The organism is Sphaerisporangium rhizosphaerae, assembly GCF_042665155.1.
GTDB lineage: Bacteria > Actinomycetota > Actinomycetes > Streptosporangiales > Streptosporangiaceae > Sphaerisporangium > Sphaerisporangium rhizosphaerae.
This window is the reverse complement of the sequence record NZ_JBHTCG010000009.1, coordinates 228,211-247,464: the sequence shown is the minus strand read 5'-3', so window position 1 is coordinate 247,464 and position 19,254 is coordinate 228,211. Positions and strand designations below refer to the sequence as shown.

At 70.8% G+C, this 19,254-nt stretch carries 13 protein-coding genes and 1 tRNA gene; 13 read left to right on the top strand and 1 reads right to left on the bottom strand.

Going from position 1 to position 19,254, the window contains the following annotated elements; all coding sequences use genetic code 11:
• Window positions 1–21 precede the first annotated feature (21 nt).
• The 7 genes from lgt to pyk all read left to right on the top strand — a co-directional run bounded on the left by lgt (window position 22) and on the right by pyk (window position 13,080).
• Entirely contained in the window at window positions 22–1,425 is a 1,404-nt protein-coding gene (gene lgt, locus ACFQSB_RS16520) for a prolipoprotein diacylglyceryl transferase (protein WP_380827395.1), read from the top strand.
• A gap of 70 nt (window positions 1,426–1,495) precedes the next feature.
• Window positions 1,496–2,308 carry a hypothetical protein gene (locus tag ACFQSB_RS16515; RefSeq protein WP_380827394.1) on the top strand — a complete coding sequence of 271 codons (813 nt, stop codon included), beginning with the start codon at window positions 1,496–1,498 and terminating at the stop codon, window positions 2,306–2,308.
• Between the two features lie 11 nt (window positions 2,309–2,319).
• Window positions 2,320–2,970: a hypothetical protein gene (locus ACFQSB_RS16510; RefSeq protein WP_380827392.1), complete on the top strand. Its 651-nt coding sequence runs from the start codon at window positions 2,320–2,322 to the stop codon at window positions 2,968–2,970.
• Window positions 2,971–3,350: 380 nt separating this feature from the next.
• Window positions 3,351–7,865, top strand: coding sequence for a glutamate synthase large subunit (gene gltB / locus ACFQSB_RS16505; protein ID WP_380827389.1), 4,515 nt, complete (start codon window positions 3,351–3,353; stop codon window positions 7,863–7,865).
• A gap of 14 nt (window positions 7,866–7,879) precedes the next feature.
• Window positions 7,880–9,364 carry a glutamate synthase subunit beta gene (locus ACFQSB_RS16500; RefSeq protein ID WP_380827388.1) on the top strand — a complete coding sequence of 495 codons (1,485 nt, stop codon included), beginning with the start codon at window positions 7,880–7,882 and terminating at the stop codon, window positions 9,362–9,364.
• A gap of 189 nt (window positions 9,365–9,553) precedes the next feature.
• Window positions 9,554–11,302 (top strand): S8 family peptidase, encoded by a 1,749-nt coding sequence (locus ACFQSB_RS16495; RefSeq protein WP_380827386.1) that lies wholly within the window; start codon window positions 9,554–9,556, stop codon window positions 11,300–11,302.
• A gap of 347 nt (window positions 11,303–11,649) precedes the next feature.
• Entirely contained in the window at window positions 11,650–13,080 is a 1,431-nt protein-coding gene (gene pyk / locus ACFQSB_RS16490; RefSeq protein ID WP_380827384.1) for a pyruvate kinase, read from the top strand.
• A gap of 230 nt (window positions 13,081–13,310) precedes the next feature.
• On the opposite strand, the gene ACFQSB_RS16485 is transcribed toward pyk, so the two are convergent.
• A tRNA-Leu gene (locus tag ACFQSB_RS16485) sits at window positions 13,311–13,383 on the bottom strand.
• A gap of 50 nt (window positions 13,384–13,433) precedes the next feature.
• On the opposite strand from ACFQSB_RS16485, the gene ACFQSB_RS16480 reads away from it, so the two are divergent.
• The 6 genes from ACFQSB_RS16480 (at window position 13,434) to ACFQSB_RS16455 (ending at window position 19,229) form a co-directional block, all read left to right on the top strand.
• Window positions 13,434–14,024, top strand: a complete 591-nt coding sequence (locus ACFQSB_RS16480; RefSeq protein WP_354846057.1) for an ANTAR domain-containing response regulator — start codon at window positions 13,434–13,436, stop codon at window positions 14,022–14,024.
• A gap of 334 nt (window positions 14,025–14,358) precedes the next feature.
• Window positions 14,359–15,522, top strand: a complete 1,164-nt coding sequence (locus tag ACFQSB_RS16475; RefSeq protein WP_380827437.1) for a branched-chain amino acid ABC transporter substrate-binding protein — start codon at window positions 14,359–14,361, stop codon at window positions 15,520–15,522.
• 105 nt (window positions 15,523–15,627) lie between these two features.
• On the top strand, window positions 15,628–16,596 hold the full coding sequence (locus ACFQSB_RS16470; RefSeq protein WP_354846060.1) for a branched-chain amino acid ABC transporter permease: 969 nt from the start codon (window positions 15,628–15,630) through the stop codon (window positions 16,594–16,596).
• Window positions 16,593–17,744 (top strand): branched-chain amino acid ABC transporter permease, encoded by a 1,152-nt coding sequence (locus ACFQSB_RS16465; protein ID WP_380827382.1) that lies wholly within the window; start codon window positions 16,593–16,595, stop codon window positions 17,742–17,744. The genes ACFQSB_RS16470 and ACFQSB_RS16465 overlap by 4 nt, the downstream gene beginning before the upstream one ends.
• Window positions 17,741–18,523, top strand: coding sequence for an ABC transporter ATP-binding protein (locus ACFQSB_RS16460; RefSeq protein ID WP_380827380.1), 783 nt, complete (start codon window positions 17,741–17,743; stop codon window positions 18,521–18,523). The genes ACFQSB_RS16465 and ACFQSB_RS16460 overlap by 4 nt, the downstream gene beginning before the upstream one ends.
• Complete coding sequence (locus ACFQSB_RS16455) at window positions 18,513–19,229, top strand: ABC transporter ATP-binding protein (RefSeq protein ID WP_354846068.1); 717 nt, start codon at window positions 18,513–18,515, stop codon at window positions 19,227–19,229. The genes ACFQSB_RS16460 and ACFQSB_RS16455 overlap by 11 nt, the downstream gene beginning before the upstream one ends.
• Window positions 19,230–19,254 lie beyond the last annotated feature (25 nt).

The window sequence follows — 19,254 nt, the reverse complement described above, 5'->3', positions numbered from 1 at the left end:
GAACCGGTAACGTCACCTGACATGCCCCTGGCCTCCATTCCCAGCCCGCCAGAAGGGGTCTGGTACCTCGGACCGATCCCTCTGCGCGCCTACGCTTTCTGCATCGTGCTCGGCGTCATCGCCGCCGTATGGATCGGCGAGCGCCGCTGGCGCGCGCGCGGCGGCGAGCCCGGCACCATCACCGACCTGGCCGTCTGGGCCGTCCCGTTCGGCCTGGTCGGCGGCCGGCTCTACCACGTCATCAGCGACTGGCAGCTCTACTTCGCCGACGACGCCCCGAACCGCCCGATCGACGCGCTGTACATCTGGCACGGCGGCCTGGGCATCTGGGGTGCCATCGCGCTCGGCGCGGTCGGAGTGTGGATCGCCTGCCGCAGGCGGGGCATCTCGCTGTCGGCGGTCGCCGACACGGTCGCGCCGGGCATCGCGGTGGCGCAGGCCATCGGCCGCTGGGGCAACTACTTCAACCAGGAGCTGTTCGGCGGGCCGACCAGCCTGCCCTGGGGGCTGGAGATCGATCCGGGCCGTCCCGGCACGATCCCCGGGGTGTCGACCTACCACCCCACTTTCCTGTACGAGTCGCTGTGGGACCTGGCCCTGGCCGGCGTGCTGGTGTGGGCGGGCAGGCGCTACGCGCTGCGTCACGCCCGGCTGTTCGCGGTGTACGTCGCCGGCTACACCCTGGGCCGCTTCTGGATCGAAGGCATGCGGGTCGACCCGGCCCACCAGATCCTCGGCCTGCGGCTCAACCAGTGGACCTCCATCGTCATCTTCCTCGGCGCCCTGGTCTACCTCTACCTGACCAGGAACAAGACCACCGAGGAGATCGTCGTCCCGCTGCACGGGGCCGGCGCCGATCCCGCGCACGACGCCGCGCAGGCGGACGACCACGAGATCGCCGCCGCCTCCGCGGCCGGCGGGTCCTCCTCCGCCGAGCCGGGGGAACAGGCCGAGGGCGAGGCCCCCGCGAAGGACGGGCCGGAGGCCGGCGACCCTCCGGCCGGCGAGCGGGCCGAGGCCACCTCACCGGCCCCGGGCGAGCGGGCTGAAGCCGCTTCACCGGCTCCGGACGAGCAGGCCGAGGTCACTTCACCGGCCTCTGGCGAGCGGGCCGAAGCGGCCTCACCGGCCGACGCCCCCGGCGACCGGGCATCCGCCGCGGTCGCGGCGTCCACGAGCGCTGACGCCGAGTCCGCCGGCGCCGCCACGGCGGCCGCGAGCAGTGGCGACGCGGCGCCCGCCTCCGCTCAAGGATCCGAGGGCGAGAGCGCGCCGGCGGCGTCCGGCGACGTCCGTGAAGGCGCGCCGGTGGCATCGGGCGAGGCTCGCGAGAGCGCGCCGGCGGCGTCCGGTGACGCGGGGCGGGAAGGCGAGAGCGCGGCGGCGGCCCCGGTGGCACCGGCGTCGGAGGCGAATTCACGATGACCCATGGCGGCCTCTCGGGGGGGCACGCCGAGATGGGGCCCGGTAGCGGTCCGGCGGGAGACGGCGCCCAGTGAGCACGCGCAGCAAGCGGCGCCGCGCCTCGTTCGAGGTGGACGCCCTGTCCGAGCGCGGGCTGACCCAGCGGCAGCAGCGCATCCTGTTCGGCGCCGGCACGGTGGTGGCGGTGCTGGTGGGCGGCTTCGGCCTGACCGCCGTCGTCAGCAACCTCGGCGTGTCGGCCCCGGCCGCCGAGGAGTCCTCCGCGCCCGACGCGATCGGGCTGCTCAGCCCGGAGGACTACCAGGCCTGGCCCTCGCCCAAGCTGTTCGGGCCGATCGACGACCGCAAGGCCGACCAGGCGCCGCTGCGCGCCGAGGAGGTCTTCCCGGTCAAGACCGTCCGCAGCGGGACGCTGACGCTCAAGCTCGTCGGCCGCCGTCTCGACGGCGCCTGCGCTCCCGCGGTGTGGGGCGGCGGCGTGCTGGCGAAACTCGGGCAGACCGGCTGCACCCAGGCCGTGCGCGGCATCTACCTCAGCGCCGACCGCCGGTACGTCGCCCAGTACACGTTGTTCAACATGGCCGACGCCGCCGCGGCCGGCGGGTTCGTGCAGCAGATGACCACGCTCTACCGGGGCGGCGGCTGGGTGCGCCCGCTGGAGTCCAAGGGGGCGGCGTTCCCGCAGGACGGCTACTCCGAGGCCAGCGGCCACGCGATGGGGCACTACGCCGGGTTCGTCTGGGTCGGGCGGGCCGACGGCCAGGAGGCCACGCCCAAGGACGACTTCGTCTCGCTGGCCCTGGGCGCCCGGGCGGCCGAGAAGGCCATCTACCGTCGCGTCGTCGCCGTCACGGGCCCGACCGCGCCGCCGCCGGCCGGGTAGGGTGCGTGCCCATGCCCAGCCGTAAGGTGATCGCCGTGGCGGTCGCGGCCGTCCTGGCCGGCGCCGGAGCGGCGGTGTTCCTGCTCACCCGGCCCGAGACCGGGCCGGTTCCCGGCAGGGTCCGCGCCGAGCGCACCTCCGCGTTGTACGCCCCCATCGCGAGCCGGCGCGACGATCCGCGCCCGTTGAGCGAGGCCGAGGTGTTCGGGCAGGCCGCCGCCCTCTCGGCGTCGGGGGTGACCATGCGCCGCGGCCAGGTCGCGGTGTCGGCCGACTGCTCGCGGGCGCTGTGGGGGAGTGGTCCGGCCGCGGCGGTGGCCGGGTGCGCCCAGGTGGTGCGGGCGAGCTTCGCCGGCGCGGACGGCGGGGTGTCCGGCCAGTACGCCGTGTTCGACATGCCCGACGCGGCCGCGGCGGATCGGCTGGCGGACGCGCTGGCCGCCCGGCCGGACCAGGGCTTCCTGCGGCTCGCCGCGGGCCAGCCCGCCTCGTTCGACGCCGGGCACAGCAGGGCCGAGGTGCGGGCGCTCGGGCACTTCGTCGTGGTCAACTGGGTGGGCCCGGTCGGCGACACCGGCCGCGCCGACCTGACTCTGCCACAGGTGGCGCTGGAGGGGCTGGGCGGCTTCGTCCAGAGCCGCGTCCTGGCCGCGAGCGGCTGACCCGCCCCGGGCGCCGGCCGGCGGCCGGGAGGTGGACGGAAGGGGCGGCCGGGCGCGTGGGGTGGGTGGAGCGTGGTATAAGGAGTGGGGACCGTAGGGAAACTTGACTCTCGCCTGACCGGTTACAGAACCCTTACCGGGGCCTTCACCTGGAATAACGTCCATTTTTCCGGCGTTCCTTCACTGCGGCCGGGGACGCACGGCAGCGGGCACATCGCAGTGCCTCCACATGGTGAATGTTCGCGATTCCCACCGGGTGGGCACTATTCCGGCAGGGTGCGGTAGTCTCTACACACCTAACAGCAGCAGGGCCAACGTCGTCCCTCTTGCCTGCAATCGCCAATCAAGACGAAGCAGACGAAGACGACGGGAGGGATTCAATGCCTGCTGCCCGCCTCGGGTTCCCCGAGCCCCAGGGCCTATATCACCCCTCGCAGGAGCACGACGCCTGTGGTGTGGCGATGGTCGCGGACGTCGCCGGGCGCCGGAGCCACGACATCGTCGCCAAGGCCCTGACGGCACTCTGCAACCTGGACCACCGAGGGGCCAAGGGTAGCGAACCAGACACCGGTGACGGCGCGGGAATTCTCACCCAGATACCTGACGCGTTCCTCCGTGACGCGGTGGACTTCCCCCTTCCCCCGGCCGGTTCCTACGCCGCCGGCGTCGCCTACCTGCCGATGGACGAGCAGGCCCGCGCGACCGCCGTCCGCATGATCGAGGAGGTCGCCGCCGAGGAGGGCCTGACCGTCCACGGCTGGCGCGAGGTGCCGATCGACACCGCCCACGCCGGGCCGAGCGCCCGCGCGGTCATGCCGGCCTTCCGGCAGCTGTTCGTGTCCTCCCCGAACGGCGAGTCCGGGCTGGAGCTGGACCGGCTGGCCTTCTGCCTGCGCAAGCGGGCCGAGCACGAGGTGGACGTCTACTTCCCCTCGCTGTCCTCGCGCACCATCGTCTACAAGGGCATGCTGACCACCCCGCAGCTCGAGCCGTTCTTCCCCGACCTGTCCGACGCGAGGTTCGTCAGCGCGATCGCCCTGGTGCACTCGCGGTTCTCGACCAACACCTTCCCGTCGTGGCCGCTGGCCCACCCCTACCGGTACGTCGCGCACAACGGTGAGATCAACACCGTCAAGGGCAACCGCAACTGGATGCGGGCCCGCGAGGCGATGCTGGCCACCGACCTGATCCCCGGCGACCTGACGCGGCTGTTCCCGATCTGCGACCCCGACGGCTCCGACACCGCCTCCTTCGACGAGTGCCTGGAGCTGCTGCACCTGGGCGGCCGGAGCCTGCCGCACGCGGTGCTGATGATGATCCCCGAGGCGTGGGAGAACCACACCGAGATGGATCCGGCGCGGCGCGCCTTCTATGAGTACCACTCCACCTCGATGGAGGCGTGGGACGGCCCCGCGTCGATCACCTTCAGCGACGGCACCCTGGTCGGCGCGGTCCTCGACCGCAACGGCCTGCGCCCGGGCCGCTTCTGGGTGACCGACGACGGCCTGGTCGTCCTGGCCTCGGAGGCCGGCGTGCTGGACATCGAGCCGTCCAGGGTCGTGCGCAAGGGCCGCCTCCAGCCGGGCAAGATGTTCCTGGTCGACACCTCGCGCGGCAAGATCATCGAGGACGACGAGATCAAGGCCGAGCTGGCCGCCGCCCACCCCTACGGCGACTGGCTGCACGCCGGGCTGATCCGCTTCGAGGAGCTGCCCGAGCGCCAGCGCCCGATCGTCACCCACGAGGCCCTGGTCAAGCGCCAGCAGACCTTCGGTTACACCGAAGAGGAGCTGCGCGTCATCCTGGCCCCGATGGCCAAGGCCGGCGCCGAGCCGATCGGCTCGATGGGCACCGACAGCCCGGTCGCGGTGCTGAGCGAGAAGCCCCGGCTGCTGTTCGACTACTTCAGCCAGTTGTTCGCCCAGGTCACCAACCCGCCGCTGGACGCGATCCGCGAAGAGCTGGTCACCTCGCTGCAGACGACCATCGGCCCCGAGGGCAACCTGCTCGCGCCGGACCCGGCGTCCTGCCGCCGGCTCGTCCTGCCCTACCCGGTGGTCGACAACGACGAGCTCGCCAAGATCATCCACATCAACGACGAGGGCGCGCTGCCCGGCTTCCAGCCGTACGTCGTCTCCGGCCTGTTCGAGGTCGCGGGCGGCGGCGAGGCGCTGCTGCACCGCCTCGAGGAGATCTGCGCCGAGGTGTCGCGGGCCATCGCGGACGGCTCGCGCACCATCGTGCTGTCGGACCGCGGCTCCGACGCCCGCCTGGCGCCGATCCCGTCGCTGCTGCTCACCGGCGCGGTGCACCACCACCTGATCCACGAGAAGTCGCGCACCCGCGTCGGCCTGGTCGTCGAGACCGGGGAGGCCCGTGAGGCCCACCACATGGCGCTGCTCATCGGCTACGGCGCCTCGGCGGTCAACCCCTACCTGGCGATCGAGACCATCGAGGACCTGATCGCCTCCGGGGCGCTGGCCCTGGAGCCGCGCGCCGCGGTGCGCAACCTGATCAAGGCGTACGGCAAGGGCGTCCTGAAGATCATGTCCAAGATGGGCGTGTCCACGGTCGCCTCCTACACCGGCGCGCAGATCTTCGAGGCGCTCGGGCTGAGCCAGGAGGTCATCGACGCCTGCTTCGCGGGCACCACCTCCCGGCTGGGCGGCGTCGGCTTCGACGTGCTCGCCAAGGAGGCCGCGCTGCGCCACCAGCGGGCCTACCCGCGCGCCGAGAACCCCCACCGCCGCCTGGAGGTCGGCGGGGAGTACCAGTGGCGCCGCGAGGGCGAGCCGCACCTGTTCAACCCCGACACCGTCTTCCGGCTCCAGCACGCCACCCGCACCCGCCGGTACGAGATCTTCAAGCAGTACACCGAGCTGGTCGACACCCAGGCCGAGAAGCTCATGACCCTGCGCGGGCTGTTCAGGCTGCGCGAGGGCGTGCGCCCGCCGGTGCCGATCGAGGAGGTCGAGCCGGTCTCGGCGATCGTCCGGCGGTTCTCCACCGGCGCGATGTCCTACGGGTCGATCTCCAAGGAGGCCCACGAGACCATCGCGATCGCGATGAACCGGCTGGGCGCCAAGTCCAACACCGGCGAGGGCGGCGAGGACCCCGAGCGGCTGTACGACGCGACGCGCCGCAGCGCCATCAAGCAGGTGGCCTCCGGCCGGTTCGGCGTGACCAGCGAGTACCTGGTCAACGCCGACGACCTGCAGATCAAGATGGCCCAGGGCGCCAAGCCGGGCGAGGGCGGCCAGCTGCCCGGCCACAAGGTCTACCCGTGGATCGCCAAGACCCGGCACTCCACCCCGGGCGTCGGCCTGATCTCGCCGCCGCCGCACCACGACATCTACTCCATCGAGGACCTGGCCCAGCTCATCCACGACCTGAAGAACAGCAACCCCACGGCGCGCGTGCACGTGAAGCTCGTCGCGGAGGTCGGGGTCGGGACGGTCGCGGCCGGGGTCAGCAAGGCGCACGCCGACGTGGTGCTCATCTCCGGCCACGACGGCGGCACCGGCGCCTCGCCGCTCACCTCGATCAAGCACGCGGGTGCCCCCTGGGAGCTCGGCCTGGCCGAGACCCAGCAGACGCTGCTGCTCAACGGCCTTCGCGACCGCATCGTCGTCCAGGCCGACGGCCAGCTCAAGACGGGCCGGGACGTGGTGGTCGCCGCGCTGCTCGGCGCCGAGGAGTTCGGCTTCGCCACCGCGCCGCTGGTGGTCTCCGGCTGCGTCATGATGCGCGTCTGCCACCTGGACACCTGCCCGGTCGGCGTCGCCACCCAGAACCCCGAGCTGCGCAAGCGGTTCGCCGGCAAGCCCGAGTTCGTGGTCAACTTCTTCGAGTTCATCGCCGAGGAGGTCCGCGAGTACCTGGCGGCGCTCGGCTTCCGCTCGATCGACGAGGCCGTCGGCCACGCCGAGGTGCTGGACACCACGGCCGCCGAGGACCACTGGAAGGCCGCGGGCCTCGACCTGTCGCCGATCCTGCACGTGCCTTCCCTGCCGGAGGGCACGCCGCTGCGGCGCGTGGTCGAGCAGGACCACGGCCTGGACAAGGCGCTGGACAACACGCTGATCCAGCTCGCCGAGGGCGCGCTGCAGTTCGGCGAGCGGGTGACGCTGGAGCTGCCCATCCGCAACGTCAACCGCACGGTCGGCACCATGCTCGGCCACCAGGTGACCAAGCGGCACGGCGGCGCCGGCCTGCCCGACAACACCATCGACGTGAGCTTCACCGGCTCGGCGGGCAACTCCCTCGGGGCCTTCGTGCCCAGGGGAGTCACCCTGCGGCTCACCGGCGACGCCAACGACTACCTGGCCAAGGGGCTGTCGGGCGGACGGGTGACCGTGCGCCCGCACCCGGACGCGCCGTTCAGCGCCGAGACCCAGGTGATCGCCGGCAACGTCGGCCTGTACGGGGCGACCTCCGGCGAGGTGTTCATCAGCGGGGTCGTCGGCGAGCGGTTCTGCGTGCGCAACTCCGGCGCCACCGCCGTCGTGGAGGGCGTGGGCGACCACGGCTGCGAGTACATGACCGGCGGCCGGGTGGTCGTGCTCGGCCCGACGGGGCGCAACTTCGCGGCCGGCATGTCCGGCGGCATCGCCTACGTGCTCGACCTCGACGCCGAGCGGGTCAACCGCGAGATGGTCGCCATCGAGGAGCTCACCGAGGAGGACTCGGAGTTCCTGCGCGACGTCGTCGAGCGCCACCTCGCCGAGACGGGCTCGACGGTCGCCAAGACGCTGCTGGACGACTGGGACGGCACGCTCACCCGCTTCGGCAAGATCATGCCGGTGGACTACAAGCGGGTCCTGCTGGCGCAGGAGGCCGCGCGCGCCGAGGGCAGGGACATCGACCAGGCGGTCATGGCCGCCGTACAGGGTTAAGGGAGGTTTCACCGATGGCCGACCCCAAGGGGTTTTTGACGCACGAGCGTGAGCTGCCGGCGCGCCGCCCGGTCGACGTCCGCATCCGCGACTGGCGGGAGGTCTACGAGGACTTCCCGCGGCCCGCCCTGACCAGGCAGGCCGCCCGCTGCATGGACTGCGGCATCCCGTTCTGCCACAACGGCTGCCCGCTCGGCAACCTCATCCCCGAGTGGAACGACCTGGTCTACCGCGACGACTGGCGCGAGGCGATCGAGCGGCTGCACGCCACCAACAACTTCCCGGAGTTCACCGGCCGCCTGTGCCCGGCTCCGTGTGAGGCGGCGTGCGTCCTCGGCATCAACGCGGACCCGGTGGCGATCAAGCGGGTCGAGGTGGAGATCATCGACCGGGCCTTCGACGAGGGCTGGGTGACGCCGCAGCCGCCGTCGGCCAAGACCGGCAAGCGGGTCGCCGTCGTCGGCTCGGGCCCGGCCGGGCTCGCCGCCGCCCAGCAGCTCACCCGCGCCGGTCACGACGTGGTGGTCTTCGAGCGGGCCGACCGCGTCGGCGGCCTGCTGCGGTACGGCATCCCCGAGTTCAAGATGGAGAAGCGGCACATCGACCGGCGCCTTTCGCAGATGCGCGCCGAGGGCACCGAGTTCCGCGCCGGCGTCAACGTGGGCGTGGACGTCACCGCCGAGCGGCTGCGCGAGGAGTTCGACGCCGTCGTCCTGGCCGGCGGCGCCACCGCCTGGCGCGACCTGCCGGTGACGGGCCGCGAGTACGAGGGCATCTACCAGGCCATGGAGTACCTGCCCCTGTCCAACAAGGTGCAGGAGGGCGACCTGCCCGCCTCGCCGGTGTCGGCCGAGGGCAAGCACGTCGTGGTGATCGGCGGCGGCGACACCGGCGCTGACTGCATCGGCACGGCGGTGCGCCAGGGCGCGCTGTCGGTCACCCAGCTGGAGATCATGCCGAAGCCGCCGGAGCTGCGGCCCGACGCCCAGCCGTGGCCGACCTTCCCCATGCTGTTCAAGATGGAGAGCGCCCACGAGGAGCTGGAGGCCGGGGACGGCGCGCGGGTGTACGCCGTCTCGACCACCGAGTTCGTCGCCGACGAGCAGGGACGGGTGAAGGCCCTGCGGCTGGTGGACGTCGAGGGCCCGGCGAGCGGGTTCCGGCCGATCCCCGGCACCGAGCGGGAGATCCCGGCCGAGCTGGTGACGCTGGCGATGGGCTTCCTCGGTCCCGAGAAGGGGGCTCTGCTCACCGACCTGGCGGCCCTGTCCGCAGACCCGGACGCGTTCTTCGACGCCCGGGGCAACGTCGCGCGCGACAAGTCCTACATGTCGGGTGTGGAGGGCGTCTTCGTCGCCGGTGACATGGGCCGGGGGCAGTCGCTCATCGTGTGGGCGATCGCGGAGGGCCGCTCGGCGGCCGCCGCGGCCGACCGTTTCCTGAGCGGCCGGACGGCGCTGCCCGTCGCGATCCCGCCGACGGCCCGGCCACTGGTGTGACGCTCTGAAGGACGGCCTGAAGGACGGCGTCCCCCGATTCGGGGCGCCGTCCTTTTTGTGGTAATCCGGTCATCCCATACGGTGTTTATAGCTATATATGTGTGTAATGGGTCGAATGCCGGAGTATCTGACCGCAGTTTGCTTTGGTGCTCGATCCCCTGAAAGATGCTGCCTCGTTGTAAGACAGGCATGAGGGGAAGGTCCATGGTGCGGGGGTACAAACGCCTGGCGGGCGCCGCCGTCTCACTCGCGGTGGCGGGCACGCTCGCCGCCGCCTCGCTGGTGACAGGGGCGGGTCCGGCGGCCGCCGCGCCGCCGGTCGCGGACAGGGGTGAGTACCTCGTCTTCTATGGCGCGGGCGCCCAGGCCGAGGCGCTGAGCGCCGTCAAGGCGGGCGGAGGCGTCGCCGCCGCCGTCGAGGCCAAGCTCGGCTACATCATCGCCCGGGGCCCTCGCACGGGCTTCGCCGAGGCGCTCGGCGCCAGCCCCGCCGTCGTGGGCGTGACCGACAACCGCCGCATCGGCGCCGCCACGGCCGTCGCCGCCGGCGCCGGCCCGCTCACGGCGCCGCTGTCGCCGGCCGCCGCCGAAGGCGCCTCGGCCGCGGATGTCTCCGCCGCGAACGCCTCCGCCGCGAACCCGTCCACGGTGGGGAAGGCGGTCAAGGCCGAACCCCTGGCGGGACGCCAGTGGGACATGAGGATGATCGGCGCCACCCCCTCGGGCTCCTACGCCGTCAACCGGGCGAACAAGAAGGTCACGGTCGGCATCATCGACACCGGCGTGGACGGCAGGCACCCCGACATCGCCCCGAACTTCAACCGGGCGCTGAGCCGCAACTTCGTGACCGATCACCCGAAGGACCCCAACGGCAAGACGCTCGACGGGCCGTGCGAGGTCAAGAGCTGCAAGGACCCCGCCGACGTGGACGACGACGGGCACGGCACCCACGTCGCCAGCACCATCGGCTCGCCGATCAACGGCATCGGCGTCGCGGGCGTGGCGCCGGATGTCTCGCTGGTCAACATCCGCGCCGGCACCGACTCCGGGTTCTTCTTCCTCAAGCCGGTCCTCGACGCGCTCACCTACGCCGGCGACGCGGGCATCGACGTGGTCAACATGAGCTTCTTCGTCGACCCGTGGACGTTCAACTGCACCAACAACCCGGCCGACTCCAAGGCCGACCGGCTCCAGCAGGCCGGCATCGTCACCGGCGTCCAGCGCGCGCTCGACTACGCCCGGGCCCGCGGCGTCACGCTCATCAGCGCTCTCGGCAACGGTTCGACCGACCTCGGCGACCCCACGACCGACAAGGAGAGCCCCGGCTACCCGCTGGGCAAGGAGCGCGAGCGCACCATCGACAACTCGTGCGTGAACGTCCCGGCCGAGTCGCGCGGCGTCATCTCCGTCTCCGCCCTCGGCCCCAGCAAGCGCAAGGCCTGGTACTCCGACTACGGCACCGAGCAGACCGACCTGTCGGCCCCCGGCGGCGACCCCTCCGACGCCGGCACCTCGCTCAAGGGCGCCACCAGGGAGATCCTGGCCGCCGCGCCGACGCACGTGCTGCGCCGCGAGAAGCTCATCAACGCCGCGGGCAAGCCCGCCGGCGGCTCGGTGGTGCGCGAGTGCCACCACGGGCACTGCTCCTACTACCAGTACCTGTCCGGCACCTCCATGGCCTCCCCGCACGCCGCCGGCGTCGCGGCCATCCTGGTGGCCCGTTTCGGCAGGCCGGGCAAGGGTGGGCTGACGCTGTCCCCGTCCAGGGTCGAGCAGTTGCTGTACGCCACGGCCACCCCGGTGAGCTGCCCGGCCTCGGGCTCGACCACCTACTCGGTGAGCGAGGAGACCCACACCTGCGCCGGGCCGGCCGCGAAGAACGGCTTCTACGGGCACGGCCTGGTCAACGCCTACCGGGCGGCCACGGCCAAGGGCTGAACGGCCTCCGAACGCCTTCTGAGGCCCCGTCCGGCGCGTCCGGGCGGGGCCGCGGGCGTTCACCGGGCAGGGCGCCCGCCGTTCACCTGCCGGGCCGCCGGTGGCCCACCGGGTCCGTACGGCCTGCGGGCACGCTGCGGGGCAACTATCCTTCCTAGAGCACGCAACACGAAAACGGACCCCGCGCGCCCTTCCGCGCCGGTCGCGGCCTCTGCCCGCAAGAAACGGGCCCCACCTGCGGCGACGTGCGGAGCGCACGCGATGGCAAGGCTGATGTCACCTGGATTTCCCCAGGGGCTGTGCACTTCGTCATCATCAAGTGGTCTGTACCAATTAGGGTAGGACTTGTGAGTCGTCGAGCGAAGATTGTCTGCACACTGGGGCCCGCCACCTCCTCCCCGGAGCGGCTGCGCGAGCTGATCGCCGCCGGAATGAACGTGGCGCGGTTCAACCTCAGTCACGGGAGCCACGAGCTCCACAAGGAGATCCACGGCCGGGTGAGAGAGGCGGCCGCCGAGCTCGGCAAGGCCGTCGGCGTTCTCGCCGACCTGCAGGGCCCGAAGATCCGTGTGGGCCGCTTCGCCGAGGGCCCCGTCCGGCTCGGCTTCGGAGACGTCTTCACCATCACCACCGAGGACGTCCCCGGCGACCGCGCGATCGTCTCCACCACCTACGAGGGCCTGCCCAACGACGTCCAGCCGGGCGACAAGATCCTCGTCGACGACGGCCGCCTGGTGCTGGAGGCCACCGAGGTCGACGGTCCCCGCGTGGTGACCAAGGTGCTCGTCGGCGGCATGATCTCCGACAACAAGGGCCTCAACCTGCCCGGCGTCGCGGTCTCGGCCCCCGCCCTCACCGAGAAGGACGAGGAAGACCTGCGCTGGGCGCTGCGCACCGGCTTCGACATGATCGCGCTGTCGTTCGTGCGCAGCCCCGAGGACGCCCAGATCGTCCGGGCCATCATGGACGAGGAGGGCGTCCACCTGCCCCTTCTCGCCAAGATCGAGAAGCCGCAGGCCGTCGAGTGCCTCGAAGAGATCGTCGACGCCTTCGACGGCATCATGGTCGCCCGCGGCGACCTCGGCGTGGAGCTCCCGCTGGAGCAGGTGCCGATCGTGCAGCGCCGCGCCATCGCCCTGGCCAGGGAGAAGGCCCACCCGGTCATCGTGGCCACCCAGATGCTCGACTCCATGATGAGCGCCCCCCGGCCCACCCGCGCCGAGGCCTCCGACGTCGCCTACGCCGTCATGGACGGCGCCGACGCCGTCATGCTGTCCGGCGAGACCTCCGTCGGCAGCTATCCGGTCGAGTCGGTCGCCACCATGGCCCGCATCGCCTCGGCCGCGGAGGCCGAGTCGCTGGAGGCCACCCACACCTTCGACCGGCTTCCCGAGACCACCGGCGGGGCCATCGCCCGCGCGGCGGCCGAGGTCGGCGCCATCGTCGGCGCCAAGGCCCTGTGCGCCTTCACCATGTCGGGGGAGACCGCGCGGCGGCTGGCCCGCTACCGCTCGCCGATCCCGCTGCTGGCATTCACCTCGGCCCCCGAGGTGCGCGGCCAGCTCGCCCTCACCTGGGGCGTCGAGACCTTCGAGGTGCCGTTCGTGCACCACACCGACGACATGGTCCGCCAGGTCGAGTCGGCCCTGCTGTCCATCGGCCGCTACGAGAAGGGCGACAAGGTCGTCATCGTCGCCGGCTCGCCTCCCGGCAACCACGGCTCCACCAACGCCCTGCGCGTCCACACCATCGGCTCCGCGGTCTCCAGCGACCACTGACCCACGCCGGCGAGCACCGGCAGGCGGCTTCCCGCCTGCCGGTCATCGGCGTTTCCGCGCGATGACGGCCGCATCGCGCGGACGGGCGGCGGACGGGCGTGCCAAGGGAGCGGGAGCCGCGGGACACAGGCGCCGAGGCGATCGCGAAGGCCGAGGAGCGGCGGAGCGAGGCGTCGGGGCTTGAGAAAGAGCGAAGCCGCGCGGCGGTGCCGCGCGGCTGCCCATGCGTGTGCCCCGAGTGGGATTCGAACCCACACTGTATGGATTTTGAGGCCATCGACTCTGCCGTTGGTCTATCGGGGCGCCGTGGTGCTCGTGCCCCTAATCTAGCGGACGTCGGTACTCTCTTGGTCGTGAGTACGCAGCGGCGAGTGGTGATCGCGGAAGATGAGGCGCTGATCCGCCTCGATTTGAAGGAGATGCTGGAAGAAGAGGGTTATGCCGTCGTCGGCGAGGCCGGTGACGGCGAGACGGCGATCAAGCTGGCTCTGGAGCAGCGCCCCGATCTGGTGATCCTTGACGTCAAGATGCCCATCCTCGACGGCATCTCGGCCGCCGAGCGCATCGTGTCCGAGCGCGTGGCGCCGTGCCTGATCCTGACGGCGTTCTCGCAGCGCGACCTGGTCGAGCGGGCGCGGGACGCCGGGGCGATGGCCTATCTGGTCAAGCCGTTCACCAAGTCCGACCTGGTGCCGGCGATCGAGATGGCCGTGAGCCGGCACGAGGAGATCGCGGCCCTCGAGCGCGAGGTCACGACCCTCGGCGAGCGCCTCGAGACGCGCAAGCTCGTCGAGCGGGCCAAGGGCCTGCTGATGGCCGAGCACGGCTGGACCGAGCCGCAGGCGTTCCGCTGGATCCAGAAGGCGTCGATGGACCGGCGGTTGAGCATGCGCCAGGTCGCCCAGGCCGTCGTGAGCGAGGCCAAGCCTCCCGAGGAGTCCTGATCTGACGGCGCGGTCGACGCCGTGCCGTCCCGCCGTGTCAGATCGGACGGGTCCGGCGGCGCCCCGTCGCCCGCGAGCCCATACAGTCGATCTTGGTCGGCCGTGCAACCGCGATGTGACCTTTACTTTTCGTGCTGATCGCCGAAGAGGACCGGTGTGATAACGAAGCGGTAACGTGATGTGACTCTGTACCGACCTGTGACTTGAGCTGGGTGTAATGCCGTCAACGAACCCTGGCCCAACTGCCAGGGTGGCTCTGTGAACCCGATCCCGGGATGCGGGATCAGGCGAAAGGAAGGCAACCTTGCGGCCCAAGATTGCTCGCCTCGGGGGCGTGCTCGCCGTCGGTGTGGCACTTACCGTTGGTCTCGCCGCCTGTGGTGGCGCTGACTCGGGCTCCAGCACCGGTGGCGGCGATTCCGCGGCGCCCAGCACGCTGAAGATCGGCTTCATGGGGGACCTGACGGGTGAGAACTCCGGCATCGTCATCCCGCCGAGCAATGGCGCTCAGCTTGCCGTGGACGAGTACAACGCGACCAACCCCAAGGTCAAGATCGAGATGGTGAAGTACGACAGCCGCGCCGACCCGACGACGGCCGTCAACCTCGCCCAGCAGGCCATCAAGCAGGACAAGGTCGTGGCGCTGGTCGGCCCGGCGTTCTCCGGCGAGTCCAAGCAGGCCGTGCCGCTGCTCGAGGAGGCGAAGATCCCGAACATCTCCGCCTCGGCCACCAACGTCGACCTGGCCAAGAACGGCTGGAAGTACTGGCACCGCGTCGTCCCGAACGACGGTGTGCAGGGCCCGGCCATCGCCGACTTCGTCGCCGGCGCCGCGGCCGCCAAGAGTGTTTTCGTGGTCGACGACAAGTCCGAGTACGGCAAGGGCCTGGCCGACGCGGTGCGCGCCCAGCTGAAGACCAAGGGCGTCACGGTCACCGACGACGCGCTCGACCCCGCCGCCACCGACTACTCCTCGACGGTGAACAAGGTGGCCTCCGCCAAGCCGGACGCGGTGGTCTTCGGCGGCTACTACGCCGGTGCCGGCAAGCTGCTCAAGCAGCTCCGCGACAAGGGCGTGACGGCGAAGTTCTTCTCCGGCGACGGCTCGCTCGACAAGGGCATCATCGAGAGCGCCGGCGCCAAGCAGGCCGAGGGCGCGCTCATCGGCTGCCCCTGCCGCATCCCGACCTCCGCCGAGACCGACGAGAAGGTCAAGAAGTTCGCGGCCGACTACAAGGCGAAGTTCAACGCCGACCCGCTGATCTACGCGACCGAGGGTTACGACGCCATGACGGCCTTCACCAAGGCCATCGCCGGCGGCGCCACCACCGCCGACGCGATCAACGAGGCGGTCGGCAAGTCCGACTTCGACGGCATCTCCAAGCACATCTCGTTCGACCCCACCGGTGAGCCCTCCGCCAAGTCGATCTACATGTACCAGGTCAAGGACGGCCAGATCGGGCTGCTCGGCGACACGACGACGGCCAAGCTCGGCTGACGGCAGGTAGACAAAGGCCAGCCAATGAGGGGCGGGAATCGCAACGGCGCTCCCGCCCCTGTCCGTGCCCGCCTCGCGTGAAGGCTTCCTTGAAAGCGAAACTCCGTGTTCGATAACCTCCTCGGCTCCTTCTGGCCGTACACGATCGACGGCCTCATCCTGGGCGCGATCTACGGCCTCGTCGCCCTCGGCTACACGATGGTCTACGGCGTGCTGCGACTCATCAACTTCGCGCACTCCGAGATCTTCATGATCGGCACCATGGCGTCGGCGTTCGTGGTGATGGCGCTCGGCATCACCACGCCGCTCACCGGGTTCGCCCTCGTCGGCGGCCTGCTGTTGATGGTGCTCGCGGGAGGCTTCGCCTCCGCGGGCTCGGCCATGCTGCTCGAACGCATCGCCTACCGGCCGCTGCGCAAGCGCGGCGCCTCGCGCCTGGCCGCGCTCATCTCGGCCATCGGCGCCTCGCTCTTCCTCCAGGAGCTCTTCGCCCTGGTGATCATCCCGCACGTGTTCAACCGTCCGCAGCAGGGCCGCAACCAGATGGGTGTGGCCCGCATCATGGAGAAGGACACCCTCTTCACGCTCGGCGGCGCGCAGATCCGGGCCGACCAGGTCCTGATCTTCGTGGCGGCGATCGGCATGATGGTCCTGCTGGACCTGCTGGTGAACCGCACCAAGATCGGCCGCGGCATCCGGGCCACCTCCCAGGACCCCGAGACCGCGGTCCTGATGGGCGTGGACATCGACAAGATCGTGCGGATGACGTTCCTGATCGGTGGCCTGATGGCCGGGGTCGCCGGCGCCCTGTTCGTGCTGCAGTTCGAGGTCACCAAGTTCTCCATCGGCTTCCTCCTCGGCATCAAGGCGTTCACCGCCGCCGTGCTCGGAGGCATCGGCAACCTACGCGGAGCGTTGCTCGGCGGCCTGTTCCTCGGTCTGATCGAGAACTACGGCGCCGCGGTCTTCGGCTCGGGATGGAAGGATGTCATCGCGTTCACGGTTCTCGTCCTGGTCCTGATGTTCCGGCCCACCGGCATCCTCGGTGAATCACTCCAGCAGGCGCGCGCATGAGCACGAACACGACGATCACCAACGGCAGGAACGCCTTCTCGGCGTTCATCGACGGCGTCCGTGACCGGTGGGCGACCGCCCCGGGCTGGCAGCGCTGGACGCTCTACGTCGTGCTGTTCATCGCGGCGCTGCTGCTGCCCACCGAGTCCCTCGGCCCGATCATGTCGCCGTACAGCGACTGGGCCAGCGTCCTGTTCTTCCCCATCGGCACGTACGTGGTGCTCGCGATCGGCCTCAACGTGGTCGTCGGCCAGGCCGGCCTGCTCGACCTCGGGTACGTCGCGTTCTTCGCCATCGGCGGCTACTCGATGGCGCTGCTCGGCACCCGCATGGGGCTGAACTTCTGGGAGATCCTCGTCGCCGGCGTGATCCTGTCGGCGCTGTCCGGGGTGGTGCTGGGTGGGCCTACGCTGCGCCTTCGCGGCGACTACCTGGCCATCGTGACGCTCGGCTTCGGTGAGATCGTCCGCCAGACGGCCGAGAACACCGACGCCATCGGCGGCCCCCGCGGCATCGCGGGCATCCCGCACCCGCCGAGCATCGACGGCGTCACGGTCTTCGGGGTGGACATCTTCCACTACGGGGTGCTGGACCCCCGGCCGTACTACTACCTGCTGGTGGTGGTGGCCACGGCCATCATCATCTTCGTCAAGCGCTGGGAGAAGAGCCGGGTCGGCCGCGCGTGGGCCGCCATCCGCGAGGACGAGGACGCCGCCGAGGTCATGGGCGTGCCGACCTTCAAGTTCAAGCTGCTGGCCTTCGCGATCGGCGCCTCGATCGGCGGCGCCATGGGCGTCGTCTGGGCCTCCAAGACGATCTCGATCAACCCGAACGACTTCCTCTTCATGCTGTCGGCGACCATCCTGGCGGCGGTCGTGATGGGCGGCTCGGGCAACATCCCGGGCGTCATCCTGGGCGCGTTCCTCGTCGCCTGGTTGCCCGAGCGGTTCCGCGGGCTCTCCGAATACCGCATCATGGTGTTCGGCGCCGCGCTGGTCGCCTTGATGATCTTCCGGCCCGAGGGCCTGCTGCCCTCACGGCGCCGCAGAGCGGAGCTGGCGGAGGGAACGGGCGGCATGGGCGCCATGGGCGCCGAGGTTCCTGCGCCGGATGCCCACACCGCAGCAGCCGAAGGGGCAGCGAAATGAGCGATCCGCGTCCGATTCTGCAGCTGCAGAAGGTCAAGATGCAGTTCGGCGGCGTCACCGCGCTGCGTGAGGTGGAGCTGACGATCAACGAGGGTGAGATCTTCGCCCTCATCGGGCCGAACGGCGCCGGCAAGACGACGGTGTTCAACGTCGTCACCGGCGTCTACCGCCCGACGTCCGGCCAGGTGGTGTTCGACGGCGACCGCATCGACGGCATGAAGCGGTTCAAGGTCACCAAGCGCGGCATCGCCCGCACGTTCCAGAACATCCGGCTGTTCCACAACATGTCCGCCCTGGAGAACGTCATGGTGGGCGCCGACGCCCACCACCGCGCCGGCATGTTCAGCGCCGCCCTCGGCCTGCCGTGGCACCGCCACGAGGAGCGCGACGGCAAGGCCCTGGCCCACGAGCTGCTGGAGTTCGTCGGCATCGGCAACCGCTCCGGCGAGACGGCCAAGAACCTGCCCTACGGCGACCAGCGGCGGCTGGAGATCGCGCGGGCGCTCGCCACCAAGCCCAAGCTGTTGCTGCTGGACGAGCCCGCGGCGGGCATGAACCCGGCCGAGAAGGAGTCCCTGCAGGGCCTGATCCGCAAGATCCGCGACGCCGGCCGCACGGTCCTGCTGATCGAGCACGACATGGCCCTGGTCATGGGCATCAGCGACCGCATCGCGGTGCTGGACTTCGGGCAGAAGATCGCCGACGGTCTCCCCGCCGAGGTGCAGAACGACCCGCGGGTCATCGAGGCGTACTTGGGGGCTCCCGCAGATGCTTCTTGAAGTCAAGGACATGCACGTCCACTACGGCAAGATCGAGGCGATCAAGGGCATCTCGCTCGAGGTCGCCGAGGGTGAGATCGTCACGCTCATCGGCGCAAACGGCGCCGGCAAGACGACGACCCTCAAGACCATCTCGGGCCTGCGGCCCCTGTCGTCGGGCACGGTCACCTTCGACGGCAAGGACATCAGCAAGCTTCCCGGGCACAAGCGGGTGCTGGCCGGCATCGGGCAGTCCCCGGAGGGCCGCGGGGTGTTCCCCGGCATGACCGTCACCGAGAACCTGCTGATGGGCGCCTACACCCGCAGCGGCGACCTCACCAAGGACCTCGACGAGGTCTTCGAGCTGTTCCCGCGGCTGGCCGAGCGCAAGAACCAGGCGGGCGGCACGATGTCCGGCGGCGAGCAGCAGATGGTCGCCATCGGCCGCGCGCTGATGAGCAAGCCGAAGGTCCTGCTGCTGGACGAGCCGTCGATGGGCCTGGCGCCGATGCTGGTCGCCCAGATCTTCTCGATCATCAAGGAGATCAACAACCGGGGCACCACCGTGCTGCTGGTCGAGCAGAACGCCCAGCAGGCGCTGCAGCTCGCCCACCGCGCGTACGTCCTGGAGACCGGGCGGGTGGTGAAGTCGGCCGCCGCCTCGGAGCTGCTGGACGACCCGCAGGTCCGCGAGGCCTACCTGGGCGGCGAGCTCGGCGCCCACTGACGGGTGCCGCGCGAGAGTCGCGAGG